The following is a 26,913-nucleotide window of genomic DNA, read 5'->3' as shown; positions in this document are numbered from 1 at the left end:
GGCCCTATTTCGCCAGGAACGCCTCGATCCGCTCCAGTGCGCGCAGGATGTTCTCTTCCGAGTTGGCGTAGGACAGCCTGATGTAACCTTCGCCCAGGATGCCGAAGTCGGGGCCGCCGATCAGGGCCACGCCGGCGTCCTCGAGCAGTGCAGATGCCAGTTTCTTGGCCTTCCAGCCGGTCTTTTCGATGTTGGGGAAGGCGTAGAAGGCGCCCTTGGGTGAGATGCAGGAAATGCCGTCGATGGCGTTCAGCCCCTCGACGACGATGCGGCGGCGGCTGTCGAAGGCGCGCATCATCCTGTCGACGTCGTCCTGCGGGCCGTCGATCGCAGCGATGCCGGCATACTGGCTCGGCGCGTTGACGCATGACCAGCAGTTGACCGCCAGCTTGCGTACCTTGTCGTATAGATTGCCGCTCTGCGGTCCGTTCGGCCAGATCGACCAGCCCATGCGCCAGCCGGTCATCGCCCAGGTCTTGGACCAGCCGTTGAGGATGATCAGCCGGTCGCGGATCTCGGGGAAGGCGAGCAGCGAGCTGTGGCTTTCGCCGTCATAGGTCATGACGTCGTAGATCTCGTCGGACATGATCGCGACGTGGGGATGGGCTTCCAGTCCCTTGACTAGCTTGGCGATCTCGGTGCGCGGGGTCACCCCGCCCGTCGGGTTGGCCGGCGAGTTGAGGATCAGCAGCCGCGTCTTCGGGGTGATCAGCGACAGCGTCTCCTCGGCCGAGAAGGCAAAGCCGTTGGCCTCGCGCATCGGCACCGGAACCGGGGTCGCGCCGGTGAACTCGATCATCGAGCGGTAGATGGGAAAGCCCGGGTCGGGGTAGAGGATCTCTGCCCCCGGTTCGCCGAACATCAGGATCGCGGCGAACATCGTCGGCTTGCCGCCGGGCATGATCATGACGCTTTCCGGGGAAACCTCGACGCCGGTGGTGGCCAGCGTTCGCCGTACCACCGCCTCGCGTGTCGCCAGCAGCCCGTTGGCGGGGGTGTAGCCGTGGTGGCCGTCGCGCAGCGCCTTGATGGCCGCTTCGACGATATGTTCCGGCGTGCGGAAGTCGGGCTGTCCGATGCCCAGGTTGACGATATCGCGCCCCTCGTGGAGCAGGGCCGTGGCACGGGCCAATACGGCAAAGGCATTTTCCTCGCCGAGGCGGTCGAAGGCGGCAATCGTGTGGAGCATTCCGGCTGTCCGTCTGGTTCTGTTGGGGGCAGGTGATTTTTGCGAGACTTGGGGCGACCATGTCAAACGAATTGGAGACGTCCTTGTCCGAGAACCTGCAGGACTGGAAGCCGCGGCCGCGCCCCGAGCGCGTCAACCTTGAGGGGCGCTATGTCCGCCTCGAGCCGCTTGACGCGGCAAAACACGGCGAACGCCTGTACGAGATGGCGACGGCACAGGATGCCGAAGGCCGTTTCCGCTGGCTGTTCGACACCAAGCCGCAGAGCCGCGCAGACTTCCAGCCCTGGCTCGACAAATCGGCGGCGAGCGAAGACCCGCTGTTTTTCGTCGTCATCGACAAGGCGAGCGGCAGGATGGCAGGCCGCCAGACGCTGATGCGCATCGATCCGGCCCATGGCGTCATCGAGATCGGCAACATCTACTGGAGCGACATCGTCGCCCGCAAGCCGGCGGCTACGGAGGCGCAGTTCCTGTTTGCGCTCTATGCCTTCGACCTCGGCTACCGCCGCTATGAATGGAAGTGCAACAACAACAACGAGCCGTCCAAGCGTGCCGCCGAGCGCTTCGGCTTCAAGTTCGAGGGCATCTTCCGCCAGCACATGGTCGCCAAAGGCGAAAACCGCGACACAGCCTGGTATTCGATCATCGACAGTGAATGGCCGACATTGCGACGGGCCTACGAGGCCTGGCTCGACCCGGCCAATTTCGATGCTGCGGGCCAGCAGAAACGGCGGCTGGAGGATTTCCGAGCCGAGTTCGGCGCCTGAGAGCACCGGCGCCCGCAATCAGCGGGCTCGCTCGGAACAGGCATGCGACAAAGGAACCGTCCCTGGCGCGTTGGCTGATGCGCCGGCTGGCGCTATGAGGGGTAAGCCACACCGGGACCGGACCCGGCAACATCAGGAAGCTGGGGCGATAGCCGATGGATACCAAGACGCGAAATTCCGCTATTGCCGCAGCCATCTTCCTGGGCGGCTTCGGCCTGTTTGCCTATTTCCTGCCCAAGATCATGCTGGCCGTCGGCAACTATTCGACGGTGGCCGCGAGCGTGATCGCGGTGTTCTTCGTATTGGCCTTCTTCGGCGTGTTCTGGCTGCGCGGCCGCAGCCAGCGCAAGAAGGGCCTCTGACCAGACCGGCCGGCCGGGTCAGGCGCTCAGGCTGGCTGCCAGCAGCACCAGGCCGAGCAGCATGACGAGTGCGGCGCCGCCGATCTCGATGACATTGTGAACGCGGTTGCCGGCGCGCCCGTCGCCGGCAATGGCGACGGCCCAGTTCTTGGCCGTGACCGCAAGCACGGCGAGCGCCGAAACGGTGATCGCCGTTCCCAGCGCCATGGCGAATACCGACAGGATGCCGCCGGCCCACAGGCCGTTGAGGAAGGCGAAGCTGAGCACGATCAGCGCGCCGGAGCAGGGGCGGATGCCGACTGCGGCCACTGCCGACCATGCGGTGCGCCAGTCGAAATGCCTGCCTTCCAGCATCTTCGGGTCGGGCGCGTGCGAATGGCCGCAGGTGGCGCAGACCTCGCCTGCATAGTGATGGTGGTGGGCATGGCCATGGTGGCTGTGGCCGTGATGCGCGTGGCCGTCATGTCCATGATCGTGGCCGCAGTCGGCATGGTCATGGTCATGCGCAGGGCCGGCATGCGCCGCCGACAGGCTGTGGCCCGGGGCCGCGCCGGCCAGGCCGCGGACCATCGGGCGCAGCTTGCGCCAGAGCAGCCAGGCGCCGAAGGCGGCGATCAGCGCGTAGCTCACCGTTTCCAGGAACCAGGTGGCGTTGGTCATCGACACCGAGGTGCCGCGCAGCACGAGGAACACCAGCGTCATCAGCACGATCGCGGTCACGCCCTGCAGGAAGGCCGAGACGAAGGACAGCATGATGCCGCGCTTCAGCGCCACCTCGTTGGCCAGCATGTAGGACGAGATCACCGCCTTGCCATGGCCGGGACCGGCGGCGTGGAAGACGCCATAGGCGAAGGACAGGCCGACGAGCAGCCAGATGCCGCTGCCTTCGCCGTCGCGCATCGCCTTCAGCGCGCCGGTCAGCGAGCGGTAGAACTGCTGCTGGTGGACGTTGATCCAGTTGAGCAGGCCGGCAAACAGCCCGGTCGACGGGGCGATGGCCTCGTTGGTGCCGATGCCGAGCGAGCTCTGGGCATGGGCGTGGCCGGTGAAGAAGTGGCTGAGCACGTAGCTGATCAACAGCAGGGCGAAGATCGCGCGGACGGTCAATTTCTTCACGGCGTCAGCCCTTTGCCTGGCAGTTCAGTTCCAGCCGGGTGGCGAAGATCTTGCTCATGTCCGTTCCCGCCGGGTCGTTGAAGAAGGCGTCGGTCAGCTTGGTCTGGTTCTGCGCGATCGCCTCGTCGGGATCTGGGCGGATCACCTGGCGCGTGCAGATCGCCGGCAGCGAGGCGACATTGAGGTTGGTGTCCTCGGTGAAATCGATCGCCGTGTAGAAAGTCGGATCGTAGACGCCAAAATCGATCTTGCCCGACAGCTTCAGCGGCTCCTTCGGCTCCGCCTCGAACAGGATGATCAGCTGCTGGTCCTCGAAATCGGCGATCAGGCCGGCCGGTGGCTTCATGGCCACGTCCTTGCCGTCGAGCGTGACGACCTGGAAGTAATTGTACTCGCCGATGGATTCGAACACCGTCTTGGAGACCTCTGCCAGTTCGCTGTCGTCGAGCTTGAGGTCGGAATTCTTGTCGAACTCCATCAGCACGGTGCTGGAGAACAGGTCGTCGAAGCGCCAGAGGTGGCGCAGCGACTTCACCGTGTTGTCGGGGTTGAGCTGGACGTCGAGCCGGGCCTCGGCGAAGACGTGCGGATGAACGCTCGCCGGCGCCGTCGTTGCCAGCAGGGCTGCTCCGGCCGCGGCCATCATCGACGTTCGCATTTTCAGAATCATGGCACTGCGGTCCGGCGGTTCGAATGAAGCCGACCATTATCAGAAACAGGGCGAAAGTGGGACGTCAGCCTTTCAATTCTGCGGGATGGTCGCACGGATTGATCTTGAACCACTGCACCAGGAAATCGACGAAGACGCGGATCTTGGCCGGCAAATAGCGCCTGTGCGGGTAGACCGCGAAGATGCCGCCGGCGGACGGGCGGTTGTCGTCGAGCACCGGCACGAGCCGTCCGGCTTCGATGTCGGGTGCGGCGATGAAATCCGGCAGGATGGCGAAGCCGAGGCCGGCGACTGCCGCGGCCCGTGCCGCCAGCGGGCTGTTGACTTCCATCGGCCCGCTCACCGAAACGGTCATGGCCTCGCCGGTGTCGCTGGTGAACGGCCAGTTCGACAGGTAGCGGCCATTGGTGTCGATGATGCAGGGGATGCTGGTGAGGTCGGTCGGGCGCTGCGGCATGCCGTACTTGGCGATCAGCTCAGGGGAGGCGCACAGCCTGATGCCGAAGGGTGCCAGCCGGCGCGCGATCAGCGACGAGTTCTCCAGCCGCGAGATGCGGATGGCAAGGTCGAAGCCTTCTTCCACCAGGTCGACGAAGCGGTCGTCGAGATGGATCTCGAGCACGATGTCGGGGTGTTCCTTGGCGAAGTCGATCAGCGACTGGCCGATCGGCGCGTCGGCAAAGGTGCGCGGCGCCGACAGCTTGATGCGGCCGCGCACGTCGCCGGAGGATTCGCGTACGGCATCGGCCAGGCTGTCGACCTCGCGGACGATCTCGGACGCGCGCCGGTAGTAGGTGTGCCCGGCCTCGGTCAGCGAGAACTGGCGGGTGGTGCGATTGAGCAGCAGGGCGCCGAGCTCGTCCTCCAGTTCGCGGACATATTTGGACAGCAGCGCCTTCGAGCGGCCGATCTTGCGCGCCGCCGCAGAGAAGCCTTCGGCCTCGACGACGTCGATGAAGGCGCGCATCCGGGTGAGTGTGTCCATGTGCCTGCGGTCTCGTTCAAAGAAAATCTACGTTCGTGCGAAGATTGTTCACACCGGGCGAGGGGTCAAGGGCAACCAAACAAAGCGTGATGCGTCAGGGCCGAAAGTGCCGGCTAGTTGGAGACCTGGGTCCTGACAGCGTCGAACCTGCCCGCCGCTAGGTCCTTTTTGCTGATCGTCAGCACCAGCGTTTCGACGTCGCCGAACATCCAGCCCATCAGGTTGCTTGTGGGCAGTTCGAGCAGGGTCACGTCCTTGTCGAGGTCGAACTGGCGGACATAGAGGAATGGAATGTGGCCCATGCCTGCCATTTCGTGCACGGCCTCGTCCTTCCAGATGGCCTCGAAGTAGCCGCGCATCGCCGGAGGCAGGGCATCCGGCGATCTGGAGTAGGCGTGCCGCGCCCGGTCAAGACGCAGGCATTCGAAGTCCCAGGTCCACAGGGAGCCGTCGCCGTTGTGGGTGGTCAGCGGCGCCTGCTGCGTTCGCGGATAGATGATGTCGTACTTTGCCAGTTCGGCCACGATCGCGGCGATTTGGTCTTGCGACAACTGCGTCTGGTCCGATGTTGCCCTGACCCGCTCGGCCACTGAGCGCACCTGTGCCAGCGCGGCTTCGAGCATGGGTTGCCCCTTCGTCCTTGCGTCGATCAACGCCGGCAAGGTAACCGCGCGTTCGCGCAGTTCGGCGAGGTTGCCGGGCTGCTCTGCGGCAGCTTCCGCAAGCGCGAGGCTTTTCGATACCTGTTCGAGCTGCTGCCGGATCGGCGTGATCAGGTCCTTGGTCACATATTCGGCGAGGCGTGCCTCGGCGATTTCGAGCATGGCGAGGGTGGTGTCGCGATCGAAGGGGCGATGCTCCGGCGATGCCACGTCGAAACCCTGCCTGTAGATCTCGTGGATCGCCTCGCTATGACCTTCCAGCTTGGGGTCGGGATCACCGGAGCGCAGCGGCATCAGGTCGACGGGCCAGCGTGGCCAGTCGTTGATCGGCATCAGCCGCGACTTGCCATAGGGCAGGCTGGTGGACCAGCCTGCTATGCTGAGGTCGTCGGGTCCCTGCCGCCATGGTCCCATCTCGCCGAGATGCAGCACGCGTACGGCGTAGTCGGTCGGGTGGATGAAGAAGGCGAGCCAGCCTTCGCGCGGCCCCAGCCCGTCCCAGAGATCGTCAGGCAAATCAGCGCAGCAGATCTGGCCAAGGAAATTGGCGTTGCGGCCGTCTATCTGGGGCCAGGGGATATGTTCGGCCATCGCCGGTTCGCCGCCCAGCCAGCTTCTCGGGCGTTCGACGTCGCGCAGCGGGATCTGCGGCACCAGCCGGACGACCAGGGGTTCGGTGCCCTTGGCGTCGATGAGTTGCTTTTCATGCACGAGCTGGGCGGACAAGTCCTCCCGAAGCTTGATCAGGAACTGGCGGTCGGCCTCGGTCAGCGGCCTGTCCGGCACTTTGAGATTGGTCCTTGCGACCGCCTTGGCCATGCGTTCCGCGGAGGGAGCTTGCATGACCGGCGCTGCTGTTTTGGCCGTTCGTTGCCGGACGGCAGGGCGTGCAGTCGGTTGCTGACCGCTATGTTGCCTGCGATAGGCCTGTATCGTGAACACGATGGTCAGCAGGGCGAGCACGGCGGCAGAAGGAACCATGCCGATCCGCGACACCAGCACGAAGTCGAGGAGGGTATTGATGCCCTGGACGCCGTTGGAGACACCCCCGCCGGGCAGGCTGTCGAGGAAACGCGTAAGCGTCTGCGCCACCAGCGTGGCCATGACAACAAATACCAGCAACGGGCGCGTGTATGGGATCATGCGCGGCAAACTAGCCGCACAAGACTAATCATTGGTGATTGCTGGCAGTAGTTTGTCTGCGGTGCGGCGCGGGTTTCTACTTGCCGGCAGCTTCCAGGATCTTGCGTCCCAGCTTTACCAGCGCGAGGTCGCTGCCGGCGGGGCCAAGCAACGACAGGCCGAAGGGCGCGCCTTCGACCGCGCCGATGGGCAGGGTGATCTGCGGGAAGCCCGACAGGCCGGACAGGCAGAGCAGCATGAGTGCCCGCTCGCGGTAGGCCAGCAATTCGTCATGCGTGCCATCGGCGAGCGGGGCCGCGCCGGGCACCGTCGGCAGGATCAGGATGCCGTCGTTGTCCAGCAAGGCGCCGAGCGCGCCGCGGAAAGCATCGCGCCTGGCGATTTCCATCTGGTAGGTTGTGGCGTTGATGCTGGCGCCGAATTCGAAGCGCTCCTTGACGCCCGGGCCGAGGCCGCGGTCTGCGGACGAGATCCATGCGCCGTGCTGCTGCCAGGCTTCATATGCCTGGACCTTGCGGAAGCACCAGTAGAGCTCGTCAGGGGTGAAGGCGAGGGGGGCTGCCTTGGCGACCGGGCCAAGGACGCTTTCGGCCACGCCGCGCATGCGCCGGTATTCGGCGGTCTCGGCGGGGCCGGAGGGCAGCGCGTCGAGCCAGTCGAGCGCCAGCGGCCGGGCCAGTTCGCCGCGATGGGCATCCTTGCCGATGAGCAGCTTGGCCACGGTCTCGTAGATGTCGATGTCGCGCGCGAACCAGCCGAACACGTCGAGGCTGGGGGCGAGATTCATCGCGCCGTCGAGCGGGATCAGGCCATGGGTCGCGCGCAGGCCGACAAGCCCGCAGAAGCTGGCCGGCGCCCTGATCGAACCGCCGGTGTCGGAGCCCACCGCGATGTCGGCAAGCGCGCCAGCGATTGCGGCGGCCGAACCCGACGAAGAGCCGCCGGTAACGCGGCCGGGCGCTGCCGGATTGATCGGGTGCGGGAAGTGCGCGTTCTGGCCCATCAGCGAGAAGGCGAGTTCGTCGGTCTGGGTCTTGCCGGCGAATCGCGCGCCGGCATCGAGAAGCGCCTGCACCGACACGGCGGTATCGGTCGCCGGAAGGCCGCTGCTGGCCTTGCCGGGGTTGCCGCAGCCGGTGACGAGGCCGGCAACGTCGTAAATGTCCTTGACGGCCAGCCGCAGGCCGGCCAATCGGCCATTTTCTGCATTCGAAACAGGCACTTGCGGCGTATCGACAAATGCGTTGAAAGGGTCGGGCATGCCAGTCATCGTTCGAAGCCTGTTTACGATATCTCCAGCATTGTTCGACGTTTGAATTTTTTCAACCCACCGTCCGATTTTAATTGATTGTGACGGTCGTGGTGCATATATCCCGGCTTGCCCAAAGTCGCACGTGCCTGTGGGTGTCCGCCGATCCCTCGAATGGCGAGGAAATCGGTAAGGTAACTGGAGCTAACCCCTCCAGTCGGTTTGGCGGCCAACCGCGAAATCGAGGACACCTTGAAGCAACGACGGTGCGGGCCTTTCTGGTTCTCTTCCGGCTGTCCAAAAGCCGGGGTTACTGAAGAGGCACACCTTCATTGCCGGCAGTGCGGAACGGGTCTTCCCATTTCCAAGCCAAGGCAGACAAAGCGAACCGAAGCCGGGCTGGCTCAGGTTCACCGCCGCGTGAAGCGCATTTATGGATCCAGGGTCTCCACAGGCTGGTTCCATCAAATAGCGGTCATGTCTTTGTCCACCGCGGGATACCGCGGCCGGGAACGGCCGTCCCGCAGCTTGATGATCTTGCGCGGCAGGACCGCGCGATGGAGAGACCTATGGCCACTCAGCGCATCCTCGACTTCCTTGCCACCCGACGTCCGTCCGGCCCCTGCCTCGTCGTCGACCTCGATGTCGTGCGCGACAATTTCCGCGCCTTCGAAAAGGCCATGCCGGAGTCCAAGATCTACTACGCGGTGAAGGCAAACCCGGCGCCCGAGATCCTGCGCCTGCTTGCTTCGATGGGCTCGTCCTTCGACACCGCGTCGGTCGCCGAGATCGAGATGGCCATGGATGCCGGCGCGCCGGCCGAGCGCATCTCCTTCGGCAACACGATCAAGAAGGAGCGCGACATCGCGCGTGCCTTCGAACTGGGCATCCGCCTGTTTGCCGTCGACAGCGTCGAAGAGGTCGAGAAGATCGCGCGTGCCGCCCCCGGTGCCCGCGTGTTCTGCCGCGTTCTGACTGATGGCGAAGGTGCCGAATGGCCGCTGTCGCGCAAGTTTGGCTGCGTGCCTGCCATGGCGGTCGACGTGCTGCGCCAGGCCAAGGTGCTCGGCCTCGACGCCTATGGCGTGTCGTTCCACGTCGGTTCCCAGCAGGTCGATCTCTCCGCCTGGGACCGTGCGCTGACCGACGCCAAGAAGGTGTTCGCGTCGCTTGCCGAAGAGGGCATCACCCTTGGCATGGTCAACATGGGGGGCGGTTTCCCGACGCGCTACCTGCGCGACGTGCCGGCGGCCCAGGCCTATGGCCAGGCCATCTTCGAGGCGCTGTCCAAGCATTTCGGCAACAATATCCCGGAGACGATCATCGAGCCGGGCCGCGGCATGGTCGGCAATGCCGGTGTCATCAAGTCGGAAGTCGTGCTGATCTCCAAGAAGGCCGACAACGACAATGTGCGCTGGGTGTTCCTTGACATCGGCAAATTCGGCGGTCTCGCCGAGACGATGGACGAAGCCATCCGCTACCCGATCGTCACCGAGCGCGATGCCGACGAAAAGTCGCCCTGCGTGCTCGCCGGCCCGACCTGCGATTCGGCCGACGTGATGTACGAAAAGACGCCGTACCCGCTGCCCTTGTCGCTGACCATCGGCGACGAGGTGCTGATCGAGGGCACCGGCGCCTACACGACGACCTACTCGTCGGTCGCCTTCAACGGCTTCGAGCCTCTCCGATCCTACGTGATCTGACGGCTCGAAACGGCGCCTGGCGCCGGAGCCGTTCAGATCACCCCGGCGGGCGTGCACCTGGTGCGCCCGACGGGTTCGCTTGTGGAACAGATCTCCGCTCGTGAAGGATCGCGGAAATGAACATCGAAGAAATTGCCAAAACCTCGCCCGACATCGTGATCGTGGCTGAAACCTTTGCCGACATTCCGGCACGTGAAGCCCTGCTTGACCGGGCCATGGGCCCGAAACGGCGCAAGAAGTCGTCGGAGAAGCTGCGCCGAGGGCGCCGCCCTTCCGAGGGCCTGGCGCTGATTGCGCGCACTGCCGAGGGTTCGGTGGTCGGCACCGTGCGGCTGTGGGACGTGCGTCTGGGCGAGGGTGGTCCGGCGGGGCTCCTGCTTGGCCCGCTTGCCGTCGACCAGGCGATGAAGAGCGCTGGCATCGGCTCGGCGCTGATGCGCCATGCCATCGCGGAGGCTGCGCGCCTCGGCCATCGCGCCATCCTGCTGGTCGGCGATGCGCCCTATTATGCGCGCTTCGGCTTTACCGCCGACAAGACGGCGCAGTTGGCAATGCCTGGCCCCTACGAGCGCGAACGCTTTCTCGCGCTGGAACTTGTTTCGGGCGTCCTGGACGGTACCAAGGGCGTCCTGAAGGCTGCCGGCCGCAAGCTCAAGACCGAGCGTGCGCGGCTGGCTGCCTGATCGTGACCTTCCCGTGCCTGGCGGTGACGGGAAGGTCCATTAGGCCTCTTGGACCGAGGCTTAGCCGAGAAGGCTGCTGAGGCCCATGGCCACGGACATGTCGCCTTCGACCTTGATCTTGCCGGTCATGAAGGCCATCGTCGGGTTGAGGTCGCCGGCAATGAGCGACTCCAGGTCGTCGAGCGACAGCTTGATGGTGCAATCGGCGGGGCCGTCGGTGGTCGACAGCGTCGCGCCGTCGATGACGATGACGCCGTCGGCGCCGGTGTCGAACTTGACCGAACGGTCGAAGCCGGAGCTCTCGACCTTCGACTTGATCTGGTCTGCGACTGTCTGAATGCTCATGGCTGTCTCCTGATCTTTCCTGAAAGGCGCTTTGCGCCCAGCCTCCCCGGACCAATCCGGACAAGCCGGCCGCGTCACAGGACTGCAAAGCCTATAGCGGCCAATTGACGTTTACGTCAACGTAGATTTGAGAAACGCCCCGTCAAGTGGCTGGCTCGCGTCGGGCTCAGTGGGCGGGGGCCGGTGCCTCGCCGGCGGCTTCGGCCTCGGCCGATTTGGCGGCCGCCGTCGCGGCTGCAGAACGGCGACGCACCGCATTGTCGCGAACGTCGTCCGGCGTCAGGAAGTCGATCTGCTCGACCATCACCTCATGCACCAGCTTCTCGCCGATGCGGGCGTTGATGCTGTCGCGCAGGCCGTTGCGGAAGCCGTCGAGGTCGAGCTTGTCGTACTGGGTGAAGTCGATCTGCGGATTGCCGTAGAGATAGGAATAGACCTGGTCGACGAGCAGCGCGTCCATCGGCACCGACATCTTGGCGACCTGCTTGGGCTCGACCGTGTAGACCAGGCGCGTCAGGAAATAGCCCTCGACGCGCTCGCCCTTGAGCAGCGGCACCGAGATCACATCCGTCTTGACGTAGTCGAGACCGCCGAGCAGCGGCTTCTTTTCGTCGACCGCGGGCAGGTTGGCCGCGGCCTGGAACGAATAGAAGACCGCGCCGAGCGTCACGGCGACAATCCACAAGGCCGCCGCGATGAACTTGATCACCGCGCCCATCCGAATTCGTTGGCGGAATAGGTGCCGTCGGTCTCGGAGCGCTGGATGGCATCCTTGAGCAGGTTGGCGACTTCGCTGACCGCGCTGAGATGGGCGAGGATGGCGCGCTCGTTGGCGGCGAGCTTGTCGCGCAGGCGCTCGACGCCGACCTTGAGGTCGCCCGGGAAGTCACCTTCGACCAGACCCTTGGTGGCGCGCGTCAATTCGTAGAGATAGCGGCTCTTGCGCGCGTTCGACGCCTTGATGTCGAACCGGATGTCGGTCCGGATCGAGGCGGTTTCTTCCTCGACCGCCTCTTCGATGCGGCTGATGATGGCGCCGATGTTGCCCGGCTGCGTCGACTGGACGAGTTCGATCGGCTCGGCCTTGGCCGGGAGGTTCGGCCTGTATTCGGAGAGATCCGACATATCTTACCCTCTAGGATTTGGTGTCAGTGACGGAGGAGGCTGTGTCGCGTCCCAGCGACTGGACCATCTTCCGTTGTATTTCCTGGATGACCGCGGTCGCCTGGCTTTCCTGCTGGTCGAGCGCGGCCCGATCCGGGCCGCCGCCAGCCGGTCCGACCGGCATCGCCTGCTCGTCCTTGATGTAATGGTCGCGCATGAGCGCCTTGGCGATGCCGATGCCGCCGGCTTCTGCGGTCTGGCCGGCCAGATGCTCGGCCATCATCGACTTCCACATGTCGCCGGCCATTCCCTTGCCGTAGACGCTGTCGGTGTTCTTGGGCAGCATGTTCTCGATGAAGGTCTGCAGCACCATGGCTTCGAAGTGCTTCATGCTGGCGTCGGGGCTTGCCGGGTCGGGCTGCCGCGAGATGCCGCCGGTGACGGCTGCCTCGGTGAGCGAGAAGGCGCCCGCGGTGCTGGCCGTCCGGTTGGCGAGCGCGGCACGCGCGGCCTGGATGCCGGCCGGCTCGACGGCCTTGGCAACGTCCAGAACGATGTCGCTGGGTGGGGAGATCGCCAAAGCTGGCTCGCCTTTCCGGGGTTTGCGTTACTGCTGATTGTGGAGGGTCAAGCTTGCGGCAACCTTACTTGTCGTCGCTCGGCTTTCTTTCAATGATTTCGAGACGTTCGCGGTCGGCGCTGTCGCGCTCGTCCTGGCGGCGGACGTCGCGATAGGCGCGCTCGACCATGTTGGTGCGGGCGGTGGCCGCGGCGATCTTTCCGACCTCGAACCTGGCGAGGCCGAGGTTGAGCTGCTGCCGGTTGATCGCCGCCGAGATGCGGCGGTGATAGAGCTCCGGGAAAAGCTGGGGCATGCCTTCGGCGCTGTCGAAGCTTTCCGCCAGGGCCTGCGCCTCGCTCTCGGCGGCGATGGCCTGGGCGACGAAGCCGGCGTGACGTGTCTCGTGCAGCGCCTTGAGCTGCTCCTGCACCACGACCAGCTTCTTCAGCCGCTCCCTGCGCGACGCCATGTCTACCTCCCCACCGTGATGTCGACGAAGCCGTCGGCGAACAGGCTGAGCATGGTGGCGATGCCGAAATACATCATGATCAGGCCGCCGGCGACGACGAAGGGCAGCGAGATGAAGTAGACCGGGATCTGCGGCGTCAGCTTGTTGACGAAGCCGATCGTCAGGTTGACCAGGAGGGCATAGGCGATGAACGGGCTGCCCAGCCTGAGCACGACCATGAAGCTCTCCGACAGCGTGTCGGCGATGTCGACCAGGGCTGCCTGCGGGTTGAAGAACAGGTTGACCGGCGCGACCTGATAGGAGGCGACCAGCGCGCGCACGATCTCATGATGGAAATTGAAGGCGAAGAGCAGGATCAGCGCCGAAATAGAGATGATCGACGCAAGCGGGGCCTGCGGTTCGTTTTCCTCGATGGCGTGGCCGCCGACGCCGCCATAGCCGATCAGCATGGCGATGGCCGAGCCCATGAACATCAGCGCCAGGATGTAGAGGCGCGCCATCAGGCCGATGAGGCCGCCGATCAGCAGCTCCGAGGCGATCATCGGCATCAGAACGCCCGGGCGCGCATCGACATAGGGAAAGATCTGGTCCCAGAGATGGACCATGAGCCCGCCGGTCGCGGCGACGGCGACGAACAACCTGACATGCATCGGCACGCGCACGCTCGAAATGCCGGGCATCAGCATGAAGCAGCTGCCGATGCGGCAAAAGGCGAGGAACGCCGCAAGGACGAACCCTTGCGCGGCAACATTCATGAGATGGTTCCAAGCACGCGGAGTTCGACGCCCTTGGCGATCTCGACATGGCTGAGCACCGGCAGGGTCGGGAACAGACGCTCGATGATCATGCGGACGTAGGGCCGGGCGTCGGGGGCGGTGACCAGCACGAAGCGCTCGCCGGTCTCCAGGTGGGTGCGGATCGCCTTGGAGGCGTCCTGGCCGAATTCCTCGAGCTGGCGCGGGTCGATGTCGAATTCGCGGACCTCGCCCTTGGCGTCCCGCTTGAGGCTCTGGTGGAAGGCGAGGTCCCAGCGGTTGCCGAGACGCAGCACCTTGAGCACGCCGCTCTCGCCGAGGTCGCCGCAGATCTGCTGGGCCATGCGGATGCGGACATGCTCGACGATCTGCTCGGTGCGGCGGACGTGCGGGGAAATCTCGGCGATGGCCTCGATGATGAGGTGGAGATTGCGGATCGAGACGCGCTCGGCGAGCAGCAGCTTGAGCACCGCCTGCAGGCCCGGATAGGTGATGTGCGAGGTGCAGATCTCGTCGGCAAGCTTGCGGTATTCCGGGTCCTGGCGGTCGAGAAGCGCCTTCATGTCCTTGTAGGACAGCAGTTGCGGCAGGTTGTTGCGGATCACCTCGGAGAGATGGGTGAGCAGCACCGACATGTTGTCGGCGAAGGTGAACTGCTCGCGCTTGAGGTCCTCGGCGAAGGAATCGAGTACCGAAAAGGCGCGCATGCCGAAGGCGGGTTCGCGCACTTCCTCGCCCGGAATGTCGGGCAGTTCGCGCGAGCCGAGCAGCACCATGATCTCGCCGACGCGCATCTGGTATTCGGCGACCACCGTGCCGTGGATCTTGATCTGGTAGCTCTTGGGCGGGATCGAGTAGTCGTCGGTCATCCTGACTTCAGGCACGACGAAGCCGTATTGGGTGGCGAACTTCTTGCGCATCTTCGACATGCGGAAGGCGAGTTCCTGGTGCGTGGCGAGCAGGCGCGTCGACAGCTGCTTGCCGATCAGGAGCTCGATCTCGGCTGTGGCGAGCGACGCCTTGACCGAATTCTTCTCCTCCTCGACCTTGTCGACCTCCGCCTGCTTCTTCTCGGCATCGGCCTCGGCGATGCGGCGGTTGTGGCGCATCGGGATGATGTAGCCGAGTGCTGCCATGCCGGCGGCGAGGGTGACGAACGGGAACATCGGCAGGCCCGGCATCAGGGCGAGCAGCAGCAGCAGGCCGGCGGCGACGTAAAGGGCGCGCGGATAGGCGCCGAGCTGGCCGAACACCGCCTGGTCGGCCGAGCCGCGGGTGCCGCCCTTGGAGACCAGCAGGCCGGCGGCGAGCGAGACGATGAGGGCCGGGATCTGGGTGACAAGGCCGTCGCCGACCGACAGCTTGATGAACACGTCGGCGGCTTCGCCCATGCCCATGTCGTGGCGGAAATAGCCGATGGCGATGCCGCCGACGATGTTGATGGCGGTGATCATCAGGCCGGCGATGGCGTCGCCGCGGACGAATTTCGAGGCACCGTCCATCGAGCCGAAGAAGGAGCTTTCCTCCTCCAGTTCACGGCGGCGGAGCTGGGCGGTCTTGTCGTCGATCATGCCGGCGGCGAGGTCGGCGTCGATCGACATCTGCTTGCCGGGGATGGCGTCGAGGGTGAAGCGCGCGCCGACCTCGGCGATACGCGTCGCGCCCTTGGTGATGACGATGAAGTTTACCACGATCAGGATCAGGAAGACGATCAGGCCGATGACGAAATCGCCGGACATGACGAGGTTGGAGAAACCCGAGATGACGTAGCCGGCGGCGTGGGTGCCTTCGTTGCCGTGCGACAGGATCATGCGCGTGGTGGCGATGTTGAGCGACAGGCGCAGCATGGTGGCGATCAGCAGGATCGTCGGGAACGACGAGAAGTCGAGCGGCCGCTGGATCCACAGGGCGACCATCAGGATCAGCACCGAGATGGCGATGGAGAAGGCGAGGCCGACGTCGATCAGGAAGGCCGGGATCGGCAGGAACAGGACGGCGAGGATGACGACGATGCCGAGCGCGAAGAAAACGTCGCGTCCGCTCTTGTTGGGAGCGCCTATGCCCGAAATGGTTTCACTGATCGCCATGGCTTACCCGACCGAATTCCGCCGCGACCCATGCCACGGCCCGTTGACCCTATTGCTTCAAGCTTGCGCGAGGGTGGGAGGAGGGGACGCACGGCCTGCGTTGGCGGATGCCAAGCCTTTTCACCGCCACGCTCGCTTTCGCGCCTGGCCATTGTCATCCCTCGACAAGCTCATCCTTCGACAAGCTCATCCTTCGACAAGCTCATCCTTCGACAAGCTCATCCTTCGACAAGCTCATCCTTCGACAAGCTCAGGATGAGGGAAACCGGGAAGCGGGGCGCAAGGCCGTGCCTTCCGATAGTATTTTATGTGGCGCGACGTCCGCGCCCCGCCGGCGATTTCTGTTCCCGTCCGTTCCGCTTCCGGGGCACGGGCATTTTCGCCCTTGCCCCACTAGCGCATCGTCCAGCGCGCCCGGGCCGTAATACCCGAAGGGGAACCCTTGGACGGAACCTCCCCGGGCAACAGGCTACGTTGGCCCATTGCCGGAGGCGCCGGTTCCTCCCCGCATGCCACCGTCGCGACCGGCGTTCCCGCGGGAGAAACTGGCATGGATTGTATGGGAGGTTTTCAGGGCGTGGAAAAACACGGCCGGCTATCCACGCGGATTGCTGACAGAATGGTGACACGGCTTTGCCGGCATCGGGCGGCAGCGGTTGCCGTGCCGTGGCCGAGCAGCCCGACGGACGGAACCCGCAGCCATCTCGATGTGGAAAGACTATCCCCTCAAGGACGAAGTCTGCCGGCTCACAGCCATCGCCGCACGCGTCGCCTGTAGTCGAGGTAGGCATCGCCGAAGCGCCGCTCGAGGTAAGCCTCCTCGCGGGCAACGACGCCGTAGCGGACGACGATCGCAAGAGGCAGGACGAGGACAAGGACCCATGTGCTCTGCGCGGCGATGCCGATGCCGCCATAGAACAGAAACATGCCGAGATAGATCGGGTTGCGCGTCCAGCCGTGAATGCCCGAGGTGACGAGCGCGCGGGTTGGCTCGTTCGTCGGCACCGGCGTGGCGGCCCGGGAGAAGTTGCGGATGCCCGCGGCGACCAGCGCAATGCCGGCAAGGACCAGGCCGCCGGCGACCAGCGTGAGGATCGGACCGCTCGCCGGGACGACGAACGCCAAGGGCAGCAGCCGGTCGGCGACCAGACCAAGCACGAGCGTGCCAAGAAAGAGAATGGGCGGCCGGGCAATGACGCCCGCCGTGCCGTGGTCGGGCTGTTGTGCAGGTGGGTGACGCATGAATGCTCCCGCAGATGCTGAAGGGCGAAATTCAATGCGAATGACAACCAAGGTGTCATTCTATAAATTGACAACCTTGGTGTCAATAACGGAGGCTGTGCAGGTAACGGTGAAGGTCAGCAGGACAGGGGACCGGGATGGCGGCTGAGACGGGAACGGGTGCAGTTGCCGGCAGCAAGGCGGAGGCGATTGCCGAGCTGATGCTCGAAGTGGCGCAGTGCTTCTTCAGGATAAGGGCGATCGGCCAGAAGACCGGGCTGATCACCAGCTGGGGCGGCGGCGCGTTCGGCTTCATGCGAAGCCTGGCGGTGCTCGGTCCGCTGACGGTGCCGCAGATCGCGCAGATGCGGCCGACGAGCCGCCAGCGCATGCAGAGGCTGGCGGACGAGCTTGCAGCCGAGGGGTTGGTGGAGTTCGCCGACAATCCGAAGCACCGGCGTTCGAAGCTCGTGCAACTGACACCGCAGGGCGCTGCGCGCTATCGCGAGATGGACGCCCAACTCCTGGCGATCGCCTCGACCATGGGCGGCGCCCTTGGCGAAGCGGACATCCTCAGAACCACCGAGGTCTTGCGGCAGGTGAGCGCCGAAGTGACAGCGCGGACGGCGCGGCTGCCATAGCAGGCGGCTCCTGGTCGGATCATGCGCACTAAAGCGGGAACCGGGTGTTCTCGACTGGATCGTGCGGAGAGACACTCGAAATTATCGTTGGGCCGACAGGTGCTTTTCCAGGCCGATCTTGTCGAGCGAGATTTCCAAGATGGGGTCGAAGGCCGTTTCGCGCGAGACCTCGATGTAGCCAAGATGCTCGTACAGTCCAAGCGCGCGCGTGTTGGCGGCGGCTACGTGAATTCGAGCCTTCGAAAAGCCTCGTCCCGAGATTTCCCGTTCGAGTGCTCCGATCAACGCGGACGCAACGCCGCGTCCCTCGAACTCGGGCGCGACCCAGACATCGCTGATGTAGTCGTCGGAGTGTTCGCAGGCGGCGATGCCGGCGGCCCGATCATCGATGACCGCGACCAGCACCCGCGCCCCCATGTCTTCGAGGAACGGGACGAACGGGTTGTCTTTCTCGATTTTGTCCGACGTCGCCGAAGGCACGAGCGGTTGTATGCCCTTGCACCATGCGGCCAAACCGACCCGGGCCAGCACATGAACTTCATCATGCACGGCATGTCTTATCTCGATCATGGGGTATTCCGGAAAAACGATTCCCTGACTTGTTGCCTGCCGTCCTATGCCCTGGCAGCCGGTGCCACAACCGATGGATTGCGGAAGCGGCAAGCGTAGCGCGGATGCCCAATTCGCGACCCAGGCCCATCGCGCCGACCCGGCGCCGGTCACGGACCAGGAGGCCGCTCAGGCGCCCTCAGGCCGCTTCGGGGCGCGCTTCTGCGCGCGAGCGGCGAGCACCGAGGTGTTGAGGGCGACGGCGGCGCGGATGAGCGTCTTCAACGCCTCCTCGTCGATGGTGTCGCCCTCGTGGATGTCGATGGCGCGGCGGGTGTTGCCTTCGAGGCTCGAGTTGAAGAGACCCTTCGGGTCCTCGACCGAGGCGCCCCTGGCGAAGGTCATCTTCACGGCAGCCTTGTAGGTCTCGCCGGTGCAGACGATGCCGTCATGCGACCAGACCGGAACGCCGCGCCACTTCACCTCCTCGACGATGTCGGGGTCGGCCTGGCGGATCAGGGCACGGAGCCGGGCCAGCACCTGGCCGCGCCAATCGCCGAGGGCGGCGATCTTGTCATCGATCTGCCGGGACGCGGCGGCGGCGCTGTCTGCGTCATTCGAGGCGGTTTTCTTGTCCATTCTTGTCTCCTCTCGATGATGCGGGGCCGAGCCGGTCAAACGGTGTCCTGCCGATTGCCGGCCGCGCCTCAGTGCAGGTCGATCGGGCCCTTGGGCGTGACGATGGCGGCGGCAAGGCTGGTCGGGCGCTCGATCAGGCGGTGGACGCGCGGCGGCTGGGCGCCGCTGTGCAGCGACCTGAGCTTCTCGCCGATCTCGGCGTCGGCATGGGTGGCGCGCTGGTTGTGGCGGACATATTCGAGCCAGGTCGGGGTGTGGTAGCTCTCGACCCAGATTTCGGGGTTTTCGAGGTCGCGCGCGAGCGTCCAGTTGCGGGCGCCGTCGCGGCGGCGGATGCGGCGGCGCTCGGCCATGGCGTCGAGGAAGGCGGGCACATCCTCCTCGCGGATGATGAACTCGATGATGATGGCGATGGGGCCGCTGCGCGGCTGGACGTCGAGCGCCAGATGCGGCTCGCGGAAGCGGTTGAGCGGGTCGAGATTGAGCGCGGTGTGCTCGGGCAGGGGCAACAGGAAACCGATGGCGGCGCCGGCGAGCATGACGACGCCGGCGACGATGAGGGCGGTGGCCGGGCCATGGCCCTCGGCGATCAGGCCCCAGACCCAGCTGCCGAGCGCCATGCCGCCGAAGGTCGCCATCTGGTAGATCGACAGCGCGCGGCCGACGACCCAGCGCGGCGTCGACATCTGCACGGTGATGTTGAAGTGCGACAGCGCCAGCACCCAGCAGGCGCCGCCGATGAGCAGGCCGGCGCTGGTGACCCAGGCGTTCGAGCTCCAGGCGGCGATCCAGCTGCACAGGGCAAAGCCGAGGAAGGCCGAGCGCACGATCGCCTCGCTCGACATGCTGCTGCGGATGCGGCCGCTGATCAGCGCGCCGCCGACGGCGCCGACGCCGAAAGCGCCGAGCATGATGCCGTAGGTGAGCGGGCCGCCGGCGACGAGGTCGCGCGCCACCAGCGGCAGCAGCGCCTGCAGCACGACGGCGGTGAAGCCGAAGGCGAAGCTGCGCAGCAGGACCTTGCCGATGTTGGGCGACATGGCGATGTAGCGCAGCCCGGCGGCCATGGCGTGGCCGAGGGTTTCGCGCGGCAGCGGGTTGGCGGGATAGTGCGGGCGCCAGCGAAACAGCACGAAGATGATGGCGAAGTAGCTCAGCGTGTTGACGGCGAAGGCGGCGGCGGCGCCGGCGGCGGCGACGATGATGCCGCCGATGGCCGGGCCGACGCTGCGCGTCATGTTGAAGCCCATCGAATTGAGCGCGACGGCCGCCGGCATGACCGGGCGGGGAACCATGTCGCCGACGGAGGCCTGCCAGGACGGGTTGTTGAGCGCGGTGCCGCAGCCGATGAGGAAGGTGAAGGCGAGCAGCAGCCAGGGCGTGATCAGGCCGAGATAGGCAACGAGCGTCAGCAGCGCCGACACCGCCAGCATGAAGCACTGGGCGGTGAGCATGACGCGGCGGCGGTCGAAGCTGTCGGCGAGCGCGCCCGAGACCAGCGAAAACAGCATGATGGGCAGGGTGATCGAGGCCTGGACCAGCGCCACCATGTCGGACGAGGTGGCGATCGAGGTCATCAGCCAGGCGGCACCGACCGACTGGATCAGGCTGCCGAAATTCGACGCCAGGCTGGCGAACCAGACGGAACGGAAAATGCCGTGCTTGAACGGCTCGAGTGCAGAACCTCGCTCGTACTGGTGGTCGTCGTCCATGCGCCAAGCCGGCCGAGCCGGATGCCCTCGTGTGAATCGTCGCGGTCGACTAGACCATGATCGGTGAGCGGGGTGAACCCAAATTGTCGAAAGCCGGCAGGGCAAAGGCCGGTTCGCGGGCGGTCCAGTCCGGCGACGACCAGCGGGGTGATCAGAAGCCGGTTTCGATGCGCTCGAAGATGACGTTGGTGAAGGAGGAGATCTGGGCGCCGATGAACGGGCCGGTGAGCGCCACGACCAGGAAGATGGCGACGATCTTGGGCACGAAGGTGAGGGTGATTTCCTGGATCTGGGTCAGCGCCTGGATGAGCGCGATGCCGACGCCGACCAGCATGGCCGCGGCCACGGCGGGCGCCGAGGCAGTCAGCACCGTCCAGATGGCGAACTGGACGAGGTCGAGGGCATCGGCCTCGTTCACGCCGGCGTGGCCTTGATCGAAACGCCGGGGTTGATGACGACCTGCTTGCCGTCGGTCAGGACGGCGACGACGCCGTCCTTGAACAGGCGGACTTCGGCGACGACGCCCGAGGTCTTGCCGTCGGGCGAGGTGACGGTCCGGCCGATCAGCGCGTCGGCCTGGGCCAGCGCCGAGCCCTGCAGGATCTGGTCGAGGCGGGTGTTCATCTGCACCGACTGCTCGACCTGCGAGAAGGTGGCGAGCTGCGCCACGTACTGGGTCGAGTCCATCGGCTTGGTCGGGTCCTGGTTCTTCATCTGCGCGACGAGCAGCTTGAGGAACGAGTTGTAGTCGACCTGGGTCTTGGACGGCGCCGGCGTGCCGGTGGCCGTCTTGTTGGTGCTGGAGGTGCCCGGCACCGAGGTGGTGTAGTCGATGGCCATCAGAATGTGCCTCCGGCTGCAATGGCGAGCTCGGCCGGCTGCTGCTGGTCGTTGCCGGCCATGGCGCGCTTTTCCAGGGGATAGAGCGAGCGGATGGTCTTCAGCGCTTCGTAGACATGGTCCTCGGCGACGAGGCGGTCGATGTGCTTGAGGCTCGACAGGATCTCGGGATTGTCGAAGGTGGCGAGCAGCAGCGGCAGCGACCGGCGGAACATGTCGCGGGCCTCGACGGCGCCGACCGGGTCGACCAGCATCACCTGCAGGATGAAGTAGAGCTGGCGCAGCGGCGTCGATGCCTGCTCGGGCTGCAGCACGTGGCTTTCGAGCAGGAACTGCACGTCGTTGAGCAGTTCGAGCGAGACCTTGCGGTCGACGCGGACGACCGCGCCGTTGATGTAGATCTTCTCGTTGGCCTTCAGCGAAATCTTCAGCGTGTTTTTCATTGGATGCCGTCGCGGATGATCTGCGAGACCTCGATCAGGCCTTCGAAGCTGTCGCTGCGGCCCTGGCGGATGTCCTCGGCCTCGCGCAGCAGCCACAGGCCGATGGAGATGAGGTTGGCGCGGAGTTCCTTCGGCAGCTCGTTCTCCGGACTGCCGAGGTCGTCGAGCAGCGACGTCCACACGCGGTTGGTGAAGTTCAACGCGGCGATGGCCTCGTTGGAATCGGTCCCGACCTCGCTGGCCGTGGTCAGCATGTCGATCGAGCGCGTGAGAAGCTGACGTTCGCGATCCCGCGCGTCGGCGACGGAGTCGGTCTGGATATCGGCATAGGAGAATTGATACATATGCGTCCCGTGTGTTGCCGGTCAGGTCAGAGATACTTCATCAGGCTGAGCTGCTGGATGCGCGCGGTCAGCGCGTAGGATCTGTCGATTTGCGAAACCAGGTCGGCGACGCGCGCCGAAGCCACGTAATAGTCAACGCCTTCGGTATCGAGGATGTAGCGCTCGTACAGGTCGACCTGCACGTTGATGCGGTCGGTGGCGTTCTTGACGCGCTGCTCGATGATGCCGGTCTGGGCTTCCAGCTGGCCGATGTCGCTGATCGCCTCGCCGATGCTCGAGACGGCATGCGTGACCAGAGCGCCGCGCGCGGCGTTGCCGACATTGCTGTCGAGCAGGTCGCTGATGATGGCGGCCGACATGGCGATCTTGCGGATGCCCTCGTTGTTGGCGCTGACCGAGGTCTCGGTGGTTTCGTTGAGCGTGATGCGGCTGGTGATGCCCTGGTTGGTGGCGTTCGACCAGGGGCTGCCGGGTGCCTGCCAGCCTGCGCCAAGGAACATCGGCTCGACGACGGTGGACATGAAGTTGGTCATGTCGGCGGCGGTGATGTCCTGCGCGTCGGCATGGTTTTGGTTGAAGCCGAAATAGCCGGCGAAGGCCGCGTCGAAGGCCACCTTGGTCGCCGAGCCCGGCTTGAAGTCGTTGATCGGCTTGACGTCGGTGTTGGTGCCGGAGAACAGGTATTCGCCATTGAGGCTGGTGTTGAGCACCGAGGTCAGCGTGTCGAGCGTGGCACGTCCGCTCTTCTGGGTGAGCGCGTAGGCGGCATCGCCCGAGGCACTGCTGGTCAGGCTCGAGAGGAAGGACTGGGCCGCGCCGCCGACCTGGTTCAAGGCCTTCTGCGTCGCCGAAAGACGGGCCGACACCAGCCCGTTGGAATCGACGATGCCGCCAAGCCGTTCGAGGTCGCGATGCAGCGTGACCGACTGCGCGGTGCGGGCGCCGAGCGCCAGTCCGGTGTCGGCGACGAAGCCGGTCGAGGCTTCCTTCTGTGCCTTGGCCAATTCCGACTGCTGGCGCAGCAGCGAATAGCGCAGTGCGTTGGTTACGGCGGCGGAAGAGACGAAGGTGGTTTTCATCGCCTACCTCACCGCCGCAAGCAGCGCCGACAGCATCTCGTCGACCGCTTTGATGAGCCGCGCCGAGGCCTGGTAGGATTGCTCGAGTTCGAGCAGGAGCGACATTTCGACGTCGACATTGACCGACGTCTCGTTGGACAGCGCCTCGGCCGTGCGCACGGCTAGTGCCTCCTTGGACTCGGACGCGCTGGCGGCCTGCTTGCGCATGCCCTCGAACCAGCCGACCGAGTTGGTGGTGAAGCTGCTGAGGCTCGACGAGGCGCTGATGCCAGCGGCCGGATCGAAGCTCATGGTCTGGTCGATGCGGTCGCCATAAGAGATCAGCAGTTCGGCGTAGGAGGCGTTGGCTCCGGGGTTCTTGTTGTAGGCAGCGCCGTTGATGCCGCCGTCGCGCAGCAGCTTGGGATCGCCGCCGGCAGCCGGGTCGACGGCCGGATTGAGACGGATCGAACGGGCGAGGCCGTTGACCATCGTGCCGGGGACCGCCGGTCCGCCCGACCAGGTGAACAGGCCGGCCTGGTCGGCAAGGGCGGGTGCGGTTTCGGAGAATGCGGTGATCAGGCCGCGCGCCGTCTCGTCAAGCTGGGCCTGCATTGTGACGGCGACGCTGTCGCGCAACTGGACGAGGCCCGCAAGCTTGCCCGCCGCGTCGGTGTTGGCGCCGGTGCCGGGCTGGACCGGCACGCCGTCGATGTAGATCTTGTTGCCGGCGGCGCCCGGGGCGTAGCCGGGCGAAGGCGAGAAGCTGACGACGCGCGGGACGGTTTCGAACAATGTCGAACCGTCGGCCGTGGTGATGACCATGTCGTTGTCGCTGCGCTTGAAGGTCGAGATCGGCACGATCTCGGAGATCTTCTTCAGGATGGCGTCGCGCTGGTCGAGTGAATCGTTGACGTCGCGCCCGGTGCGGGTGCCGGCGATGATTGTCTTGTTGGCCTGCTCGAAGTCGGCCAGCAGCCGGTTCAGGTCGTCGACGGTGGTGGCGATTTCGCTGTCGGTCTCGGTGCGGAAACGCTGGATCGCGCTGGAGCCGTCGTTGAGCGTGCGGACCACCTGGCGGGCGGCGTCGATGGCGGCCACGCCGAGGTTCTGGTTGGACGGGGAGGCGGCGTAAAATTGCAGCGCCTGCTGGAACTTGCCGAGCGCGGTCGCCGGCGAGCCGGCGTTGTCGCTGCCGTTGACGTCGAGGGCGAGCTTCTGCAGGCCCTCGAAGAGCGTGTTCTGGCCCGAGAAGGAGGCGAGCGCCGACAGGTTCTGACGGAACAGAAGTTCGTTGGTCGCCCGCTGTATCTCGACGACGCGCGCACCGGGGCCGGTGCTTGCCAGCATGGCGGAGCGGCGCGCGTAGTCCGGGTTCTGCGCTTCCGAGACGTTGCGGGAAACGGTGCTGGTCTGGCGCGACGTGTGGAGAAGCGCAGATTGGGCGATGTTGAGGGCAGACGTCAGGGACATGCGGGATCTTTCGCGGGCTAGGGCCCGTCAGTCCTATCTCTTCAGGTTGACGAGGACGTCCATGAGGTCGGCGCCGGTTTGGAAGACCTTGGAATTGGCCGTGTAGTTGCGCTGCGACTCGATCATGGCGGTGAGTTCTTCGGCAATGTCGACGTTGGAGTTCTCGACCGCGCCGGAGACAACCTTGCCGTTCTTGCCTTCGGTCGGCCAGCCGATGGTGACGGCGCCGGATTCCGCGCCCTGGGCGAAGACGTTGCCGGAGATGACGGTCAGCTTGTCGGGGCTCGGCACGTTGGCCATGGGGATGGAGAACAGCGCCTTCATCGAGCCGTTGGCATATTGGGCGTAGACGGTGCCGTCCTTGTCGATCTCGATGCGCTCGATCTTGCTGGGCGGGCTGCCGTCGAGGACGGCCTTGGAAACGCTGTAGTCGGCATCGGCCTGAGACATCTTCGACAAGTCGATGGTCAGCGAGGCGCCGCCCGGCACGGTCAAGGTGATGTCGGTGGCGCTCGTGCCGGTCAGCTTGCCGGTGGCGTCGAAGTCGAGCGTCTCGGTGGAAAGCGCGCCGCCCGTGTAGGGGAAGCCGCCGGCCGTTGCCTGCGACTGATCGAAGACCGCGACTTCCCAGGTGCCAGCGGCCGTCTTGGTCATGTAGACATCGAGGATCATCTGCCCGCCGGCGCTGTTGTAGGCGACAAGCGAAGACTTTGCGGTGTAGGCCGCGGTGGCGGCGTTGGCCGACGGCAAGTTGGCCGCCGGGACGATGACCGCATCGCGCGGCAGGTTGGCCGTGAACGTGCCGTTCTCGCTCGGCGCCCACTGGAGCGTCGTGTCGTCGATCTTGATCGCGTCGATCTGGCTGGGGTCGATCGGCGCGCCCGGCCGGGGCCCCTGGCTCAGATCCCAACCCTGGAGCCTGTAGCCCGCGGTGTTGACGAGATAGCCATCCTTGTCGGGCACGAAGGCGCCGGCACGGGTCAGGAAGGTGGTGCCGCCGGCGTCCTCGACAACGAAGAAGCCGTCGCCGTCGATGGCGAGGTCGGTGACCGAGGTGGTGTACTGCAGGGCGCCCTGCTTGCTGATCGAGTTGATCACCGTGGTGGTGACGCCGCCGGAATTGTAGCTGCCGGCCGTGCTTGGCAGGACCAGGGACGAGAATTCGGTCGAGGCCCGCTTGTAGCCGGTGGTGCTCGAATTGGCGATGTTGTCAGCGACCGTCGACAGACGGTTCGCCTGGGAGTTCATCCCCGACACGCCAGTCCGCATCATTCCATAGAGGCTCATCGGTGGTCTCTCCAAATCTCATGCCACGAAACAAAACTACGCAACATGTCTTGCGCGAGGCTGGTCAGACGACGAGCCGGTAGCCAAGAAAGCGTTTTGAATCGATCGGATCGTGGCCGAGACGCTCGCGCAGTTTCTTGCGCAGCTTGGAGATGTGGCTTTCGACGACATTTTCTTCGACTTCTTCGTCGAAGACACCATAGATGGCGTTGAAGACCTGGGTCTTGGTGACGCGGCGGCCGCTGTTGCTTGCGAGATATTCGAGGATGCGGCGCTCACGGCGCGGCAGCGGCATAGGCTGGCCGTCGATTTCGGGATCGCGGCCGTCCATGAAGATGCGCATGGCGCCGATCTGGGTGAAGCCGGTGTCTTCCTGCGCGCGGCGGCGGATCGCCGAGATGCGGGCCAGGATCTCGCGGATGTGCACCGGCTTGCGAATGACGTCGTCGACGCCGGATTCGAAAAGCTTGAGCGTATTTTCGAGATTGTTCTGCTCGGAGAGCGCGATCACCGGCGCCTTGGAGCGGTCGCGCAGCTGGCGCGGAGAGATGGAGCCCTCGTTGCAATCGCCGATGAGAAAGGCGCGCACCGAGCGCAGATCCTCTTCGGGAGCGCTTTCGACCCATTCGCCGAACTCGCCCGAACGGAAGCCCGCGCAAGCCACGCCTTCCCTGTCGAAAAGTGAATTATAGCCCTTGGTGACGAGCTCGCGCTCGTCGACAACAACAATCATCGGCCCCGCCTCCGAATCAGAAAAAATGCCCCGTTAACCAATCGGTAATGGGTCGAGACCAAGGCGACCAATCGTGAATTCTTGCCGCTATTTTTTTGGGAGTCCGGACTCGCATGGGTTGA

At 65.1% G+C, this 26,913-nt stretch carries 30 protein-coding genes; 5 read left to right on the top strand and 25 right to left on the bottom strand.

Translation table 11 applies throughout. The features are described from left to right. Nucleotides 1-4: 4 nt before the first annotated feature. Complete coding sequence (locus GGR00_RS14650; protein ID WP_055979609.1) at nt 5-1,189, bottom strand: pyridoxal phosphate-dependent aminotransferase; 1,185 nt, start codon at nt 1,187-1,189, stop codon at nt 5-7. A gap of 83 nt (nt 1,190-1,272) precedes the next feature. Between GGR00_RS14650 and GGR00_RS14645 the strand changes: the two genes are divergently transcribed. Together GGR00_RS14645 and GGR00_RS14640 are read left to right on the top strand one after the other, a co-directional pair. Next, a complete protein-coding gene (locus tag GGR00_RS14645; protein ID WP_055980250.1) occupies nt 1,273-1,956 on the top strand; it encodes a GNAT family N-acetyltransferase in 684 nt (227 codons plus the stop codon). Between the two features lie 155 nt (nt 1,957-2,111). Beyond that, nucleotides 2,112-2,318: a hypothetical protein gene (locus tag GGR00_RS14640; RefSeq protein WP_055979606.1), complete on the top strand. Its 207-nt coding sequence runs from the start codon at nt 2,112-2,114 to the stop codon at nt 2,316-2,318. Between the two features lie 18 nt (nt 2,319-2,336). On the opposite strand, the gene GGR00_RS14635 is transcribed toward GGR00_RS14640, so the two are convergent. The 5 genes from GGR00_RS14635 to GGR00_RS14615 all read right to left on the bottom strand — a co-directional run bounded on the left by GGR00_RS14635 (nt 2,337) and on the right by GGR00_RS14615 (nt 8,164). Then, nucleotides 2,337-3,434 carry a nickel/cobalt transporter gene (locus GGR00_RS14635; RefSeq protein WP_055979603.1) on the bottom strand — a complete coding sequence of 366 codons (1,098 nt, stop codon included), beginning with the start codon at nt 3,432-3,434 and terminating at the stop codon, nt 2,337-2,339. Between the two features lie 4 nt (nt 3,435-3,438). Next, a complete protein-coding gene (locus GGR00_RS14630) occupies nt 3,439-4,104 on the bottom strand; it encodes a DUF1007 family protein (RefSeq protein WP_184699811.1) in 666 nt (221 codons plus the stop codon). Nucleotides 4,105-4,168: 64 nt separating this feature from the next. Beyond that, entirely contained in the window at nt 4,169-5,089 is a 921-nt protein-coding gene (locus tag GGR00_RS14625; protein ID WP_055979597.1) for a LysR family transcriptional regulator, read from the bottom strand. 113 nt (nt 5,090-5,202) lie between these two features. Further along, on the bottom strand, nt 5,203-6,855 hold the full coding sequence (locus tag GGR00_RS14620; protein ID WP_184699810.1) for a DUF1963 domain-containing protein: 1,653 nt from the start codon (nt 6,853-6,855) through the stop codon (nt 5,203-5,205). Between the two features lie 115 nt (nt 6,856-6,970). Beyond that, nucleotides 6,971-8,164, bottom strand: coding sequence for an amidase (locus GGR00_RS14615; RefSeq protein ID WP_184699809.1), 1,194 nt, complete (start codon nt 8,162-8,164; stop codon nt 6,971-6,973). Between the two features lie 548 nt (nt 8,165-8,712). On the opposite strand from GGR00_RS14615, the gene odc2 reads away from it, so the two are divergent. Continuing rightward, nucleotides 8,713-9,846, top strand: coding sequence for an ornithine/lysine decarboxylase (gene odc2, locus GGR00_RS14610; protein ID WP_055979588.1), 1,134 nt, complete (start codon nt 8,713-8,715; stop codon nt 9,844-9,846). Between the two features lie 116 nt (nt 9,847-9,962). Beyond that, nucleotides 9,963-10,529, top strand: a complete 567-nt coding sequence (locus GGR00_RS14605; protein WP_184699808.1) for a GNAT family N-acetyltransferase — start codon at nt 9,963-9,965, stop codon at nt 10,527-10,529. 60 nt (nt 10,530-10,589) lie between these two features. Here GGR00_RS14605 and GGR00_RS14600 read toward each other — a convergent pair whose 3' ends face one another. From GGR00_RS14600 to GGR00_RS14565, 8 genes are all read right to left on the bottom strand, one after another. Continuing rightward, the gene (locus GGR00_RS14600) at nt 10,590-10,874 is read right to left on the bottom strand and encodes an SCP2 sterol-binding domain-containing protein (RefSeq protein ID WP_055979581.1); all 285 of its coding nucleotides are present in this window, start codon (nt 10,872-10,874) and stop codon (nt 10,590-10,592) included. Nucleotides 10,875-11,040: 166 nt separating this feature from the next. Then, complete coding sequence (locus GGR00_RS14595; protein WP_082496684.1) at nt 11,041-11,592, bottom strand: hypothetical protein; 552 nt, start codon at nt 11,590-11,592, stop codon at nt 11,041-11,043. Then, on the bottom strand, nt 11,580-11,999 hold the full coding sequence (locus GGR00_RS14590) for a hypothetical protein (protein ID WP_055979579.1): 420 nt from the start codon (nt 11,997-11,999) through the stop codon (nt 11,580-11,582). Before GGR00_RS14590 ends, GGR00_RS14595 begins: the two co-directional genes overlap by 13 nt. A 10-nt stretch (nt 12,000-12,009) precedes the next feature. After that, nucleotides 12,010-12,558 carry a rod-binding protein gene (locus tag GGR00_RS14585; protein WP_184699807.1) on the bottom strand — a complete coding sequence of 183 codons (549 nt, stop codon included), beginning with the start codon at nt 12,556-12,558 and terminating at the stop codon, nt 12,010-12,012. 64 nt (nt 12,559-12,622) lie between these two features. Beyond that, nucleotides 12,623-13,009 (bottom strand): hypothetical protein, encoded by a 387-nt coding sequence (locus GGR00_RS14580; protein WP_055979573.1) that lies wholly within the window; start codon nt 13,007-13,009, stop codon nt 12,623-12,625. A gap of 2 nt (nt 13,010-13,011) precedes the next feature. Next, on the bottom strand, nt 13,012-13,764 hold the full coding sequence (fliR, locus tag GGR00_RS14575) for a flagellar biosynthetic protein FliR (RefSeq protein WP_184699806.1): 753 nt from the start codon (nt 13,762-13,764) through the stop codon (nt 13,012-13,014). Continuing rightward, entirely contained in the window at nt 13,761-15,851 is a 2,091-nt protein-coding gene (gene flhA / locus GGR00_RS14570; protein WP_055979566.1) for a flagellar biosynthesis protein FlhA, read from the bottom strand. The genes fliR and flhA overlap by 4 nt, the downstream gene beginning before the upstream one ends. A gap of 747 nt (nt 15,852-16,598) precedes the next feature. After that, nucleotides 16,599-17,093, bottom strand: coding sequence for a methyltransferase family protein (locus GGR00_RS14565; protein WP_184699805.1), 495 nt, complete (start codon nt 17,091-17,093; stop codon nt 16,599-16,601). 137 nt (nt 17,094-17,230) lie between these two features. Here GGR00_RS14565 and GGR00_RS14560 point away from each other — a divergent pair, with 137 nt between their 5' ends. Continuing rightward, complete coding sequence (locus GGR00_RS14560; RefSeq protein WP_210315026.1) at nt 17,231-17,713, top strand: MarR family winged helix-turn-helix transcriptional regulator; 483 nt, start codon at nt 17,231-17,233, stop codon at nt 17,711-17,713. A gap of 81 nt (nt 17,714-17,794) precedes the next feature. Here GGR00_RS14560 and GGR00_RS14555 read toward each other — a convergent pair whose 3' ends face one another. The 11 genes from GGR00_RS14555 to GGR00_RS14505 form a co-directional block, all read right to left on the bottom strand. Next, a complete protein-coding gene (locus GGR00_RS14555) occupies nt 17,795-18,376 on the bottom strand; it encodes a GNAT family N-acetyltransferase (RefSeq protein ID WP_343065557.1) in 582 nt (193 codons plus the stop codon). A 75-nt stretch (nt 18,377-18,451) separates the two neighbouring features. Further along, nucleotides 18,452-18,901 carry a DUF1801 domain-containing protein gene (locus tag GGR00_RS14550; RefSeq protein WP_184699804.1) on the bottom strand — a complete coding sequence of 150 codons (450 nt, stop codon included), beginning with the start codon at nt 18,899-18,901 and terminating at the stop codon, nt 18,452-18,454. A 68-nt stretch (nt 18,902-18,969) separates the two neighbouring features. Beyond that, nucleotides 18,970-20,613: an MFS transporter gene (locus tag GGR00_RS14545; RefSeq protein WP_184699803.1), complete on the bottom strand. Its 1,644-nt coding sequence runs from the start codon at nt 20,611-20,613 to the stop codon at nt 18,970-18,972. Between the two features lie 151 nt (nt 20,614-20,764). Then, on the bottom strand, nt 20,765-21,031 hold the full coding sequence (gene fliQ, locus GGR00_RS14540) for a flagellar biosynthesis protein FliQ (RefSeq protein WP_055979551.1): 267 nt from the start codon (nt 21,029-21,031) through the stop codon (nt 20,765-20,767). After that, a complete protein-coding gene (flgD, locus tag GGR00_RS14535) occupies nt 21,028-21,453 on the bottom strand; it encodes a flagellar hook assembly protein FlgD (protein ID WP_184699802.1) in 426 nt (141 codons plus the stop codon). The genes fliQ and flgD overlap by 4 nt, the downstream gene beginning before the upstream one ends. Further along, nucleotides 21,453-21,896, bottom strand: coding sequence for a flagellar biosynthesis repressor FlbT (gene flbT / locus GGR00_RS14530; RefSeq protein WP_055979546.1), 444 nt, complete (start codon nt 21,894-21,896; stop codon nt 21,453-21,455). Before flbT ends, flgD begins: the two co-directional genes overlap by 1 nt. Next, nucleotides 21,893-22,240, bottom strand: a complete 348-nt coding sequence (gene flaF, locus GGR00_RS14525) for a flagellar biosynthesis regulator FlaF (protein ID WP_055979543.1) — start codon at nt 22,238-22,240, stop codon at nt 21,893-21,895. The genes flbT and flaF overlap by 4 nt, the downstream gene beginning before the upstream one ends. Nucleotides 22,241-22,266: 26 nt before the next feature. Then, nucleotides 22,267-23,319 (bottom strand): flagellar hook-associated family protein, encoded by a 1,053-nt coding sequence (locus GGR00_RS14520; protein WP_184699801.1) that lies wholly within the window; start codon nt 23,317-23,319, stop codon nt 22,267-22,269. Between the two features lie 3 nt (nt 23,320-23,322). Continuing rightward, nucleotides 23,323-24,771 carry a flagellar hook-associated protein FlgK gene (flgK, locus tag GGR00_RS14515; protein WP_184699800.1) on the bottom strand — a complete coding sequence of 483 codons (1,449 nt, stop codon included), beginning with the start codon at nt 24,769-24,771 and terminating at the stop codon, nt 23,323-23,325. Nucleotides 24,772-24,804: 33 nt separating this feature from the next. Next, nucleotides 24,805-26,058, bottom strand: a complete 1,254-nt coding sequence (locus GGR00_RS14510) for a flagellar hook protein FlgE (protein ID WP_055979533.1) — start codon at nt 26,056-26,058, stop codon at nt 24,805-24,807. A gap of 64 nt (nt 26,059-26,122) precedes the next feature. After that, nucleotides 26,123-26,791: a response regulator transcription factor gene (locus GGR00_RS14505; RefSeq protein WP_055979530.1), complete on the bottom strand. Its 669-nt coding sequence runs from the start codon at nt 26,789-26,791 to the stop codon at nt 26,123-26,125. Nucleotides 26,792-26,913: the final 122 nt, after the last annotated feature.

Origin of the sequence: Aminobacter aganoensis (assembly GCF_014206975.1) — a bacterium.
GTDB lineage: Bacteria > Pseudomonadota > Alphaproteobacteria > Rhizobiales > Rhizobiaceae > Aminobacter > Aminobacter aganoensis.
The sequence above is the reverse complement of the archived record's forward strand: the minus strand, read 5'-3'. Positions and strand labels throughout refer to the sequence as shown.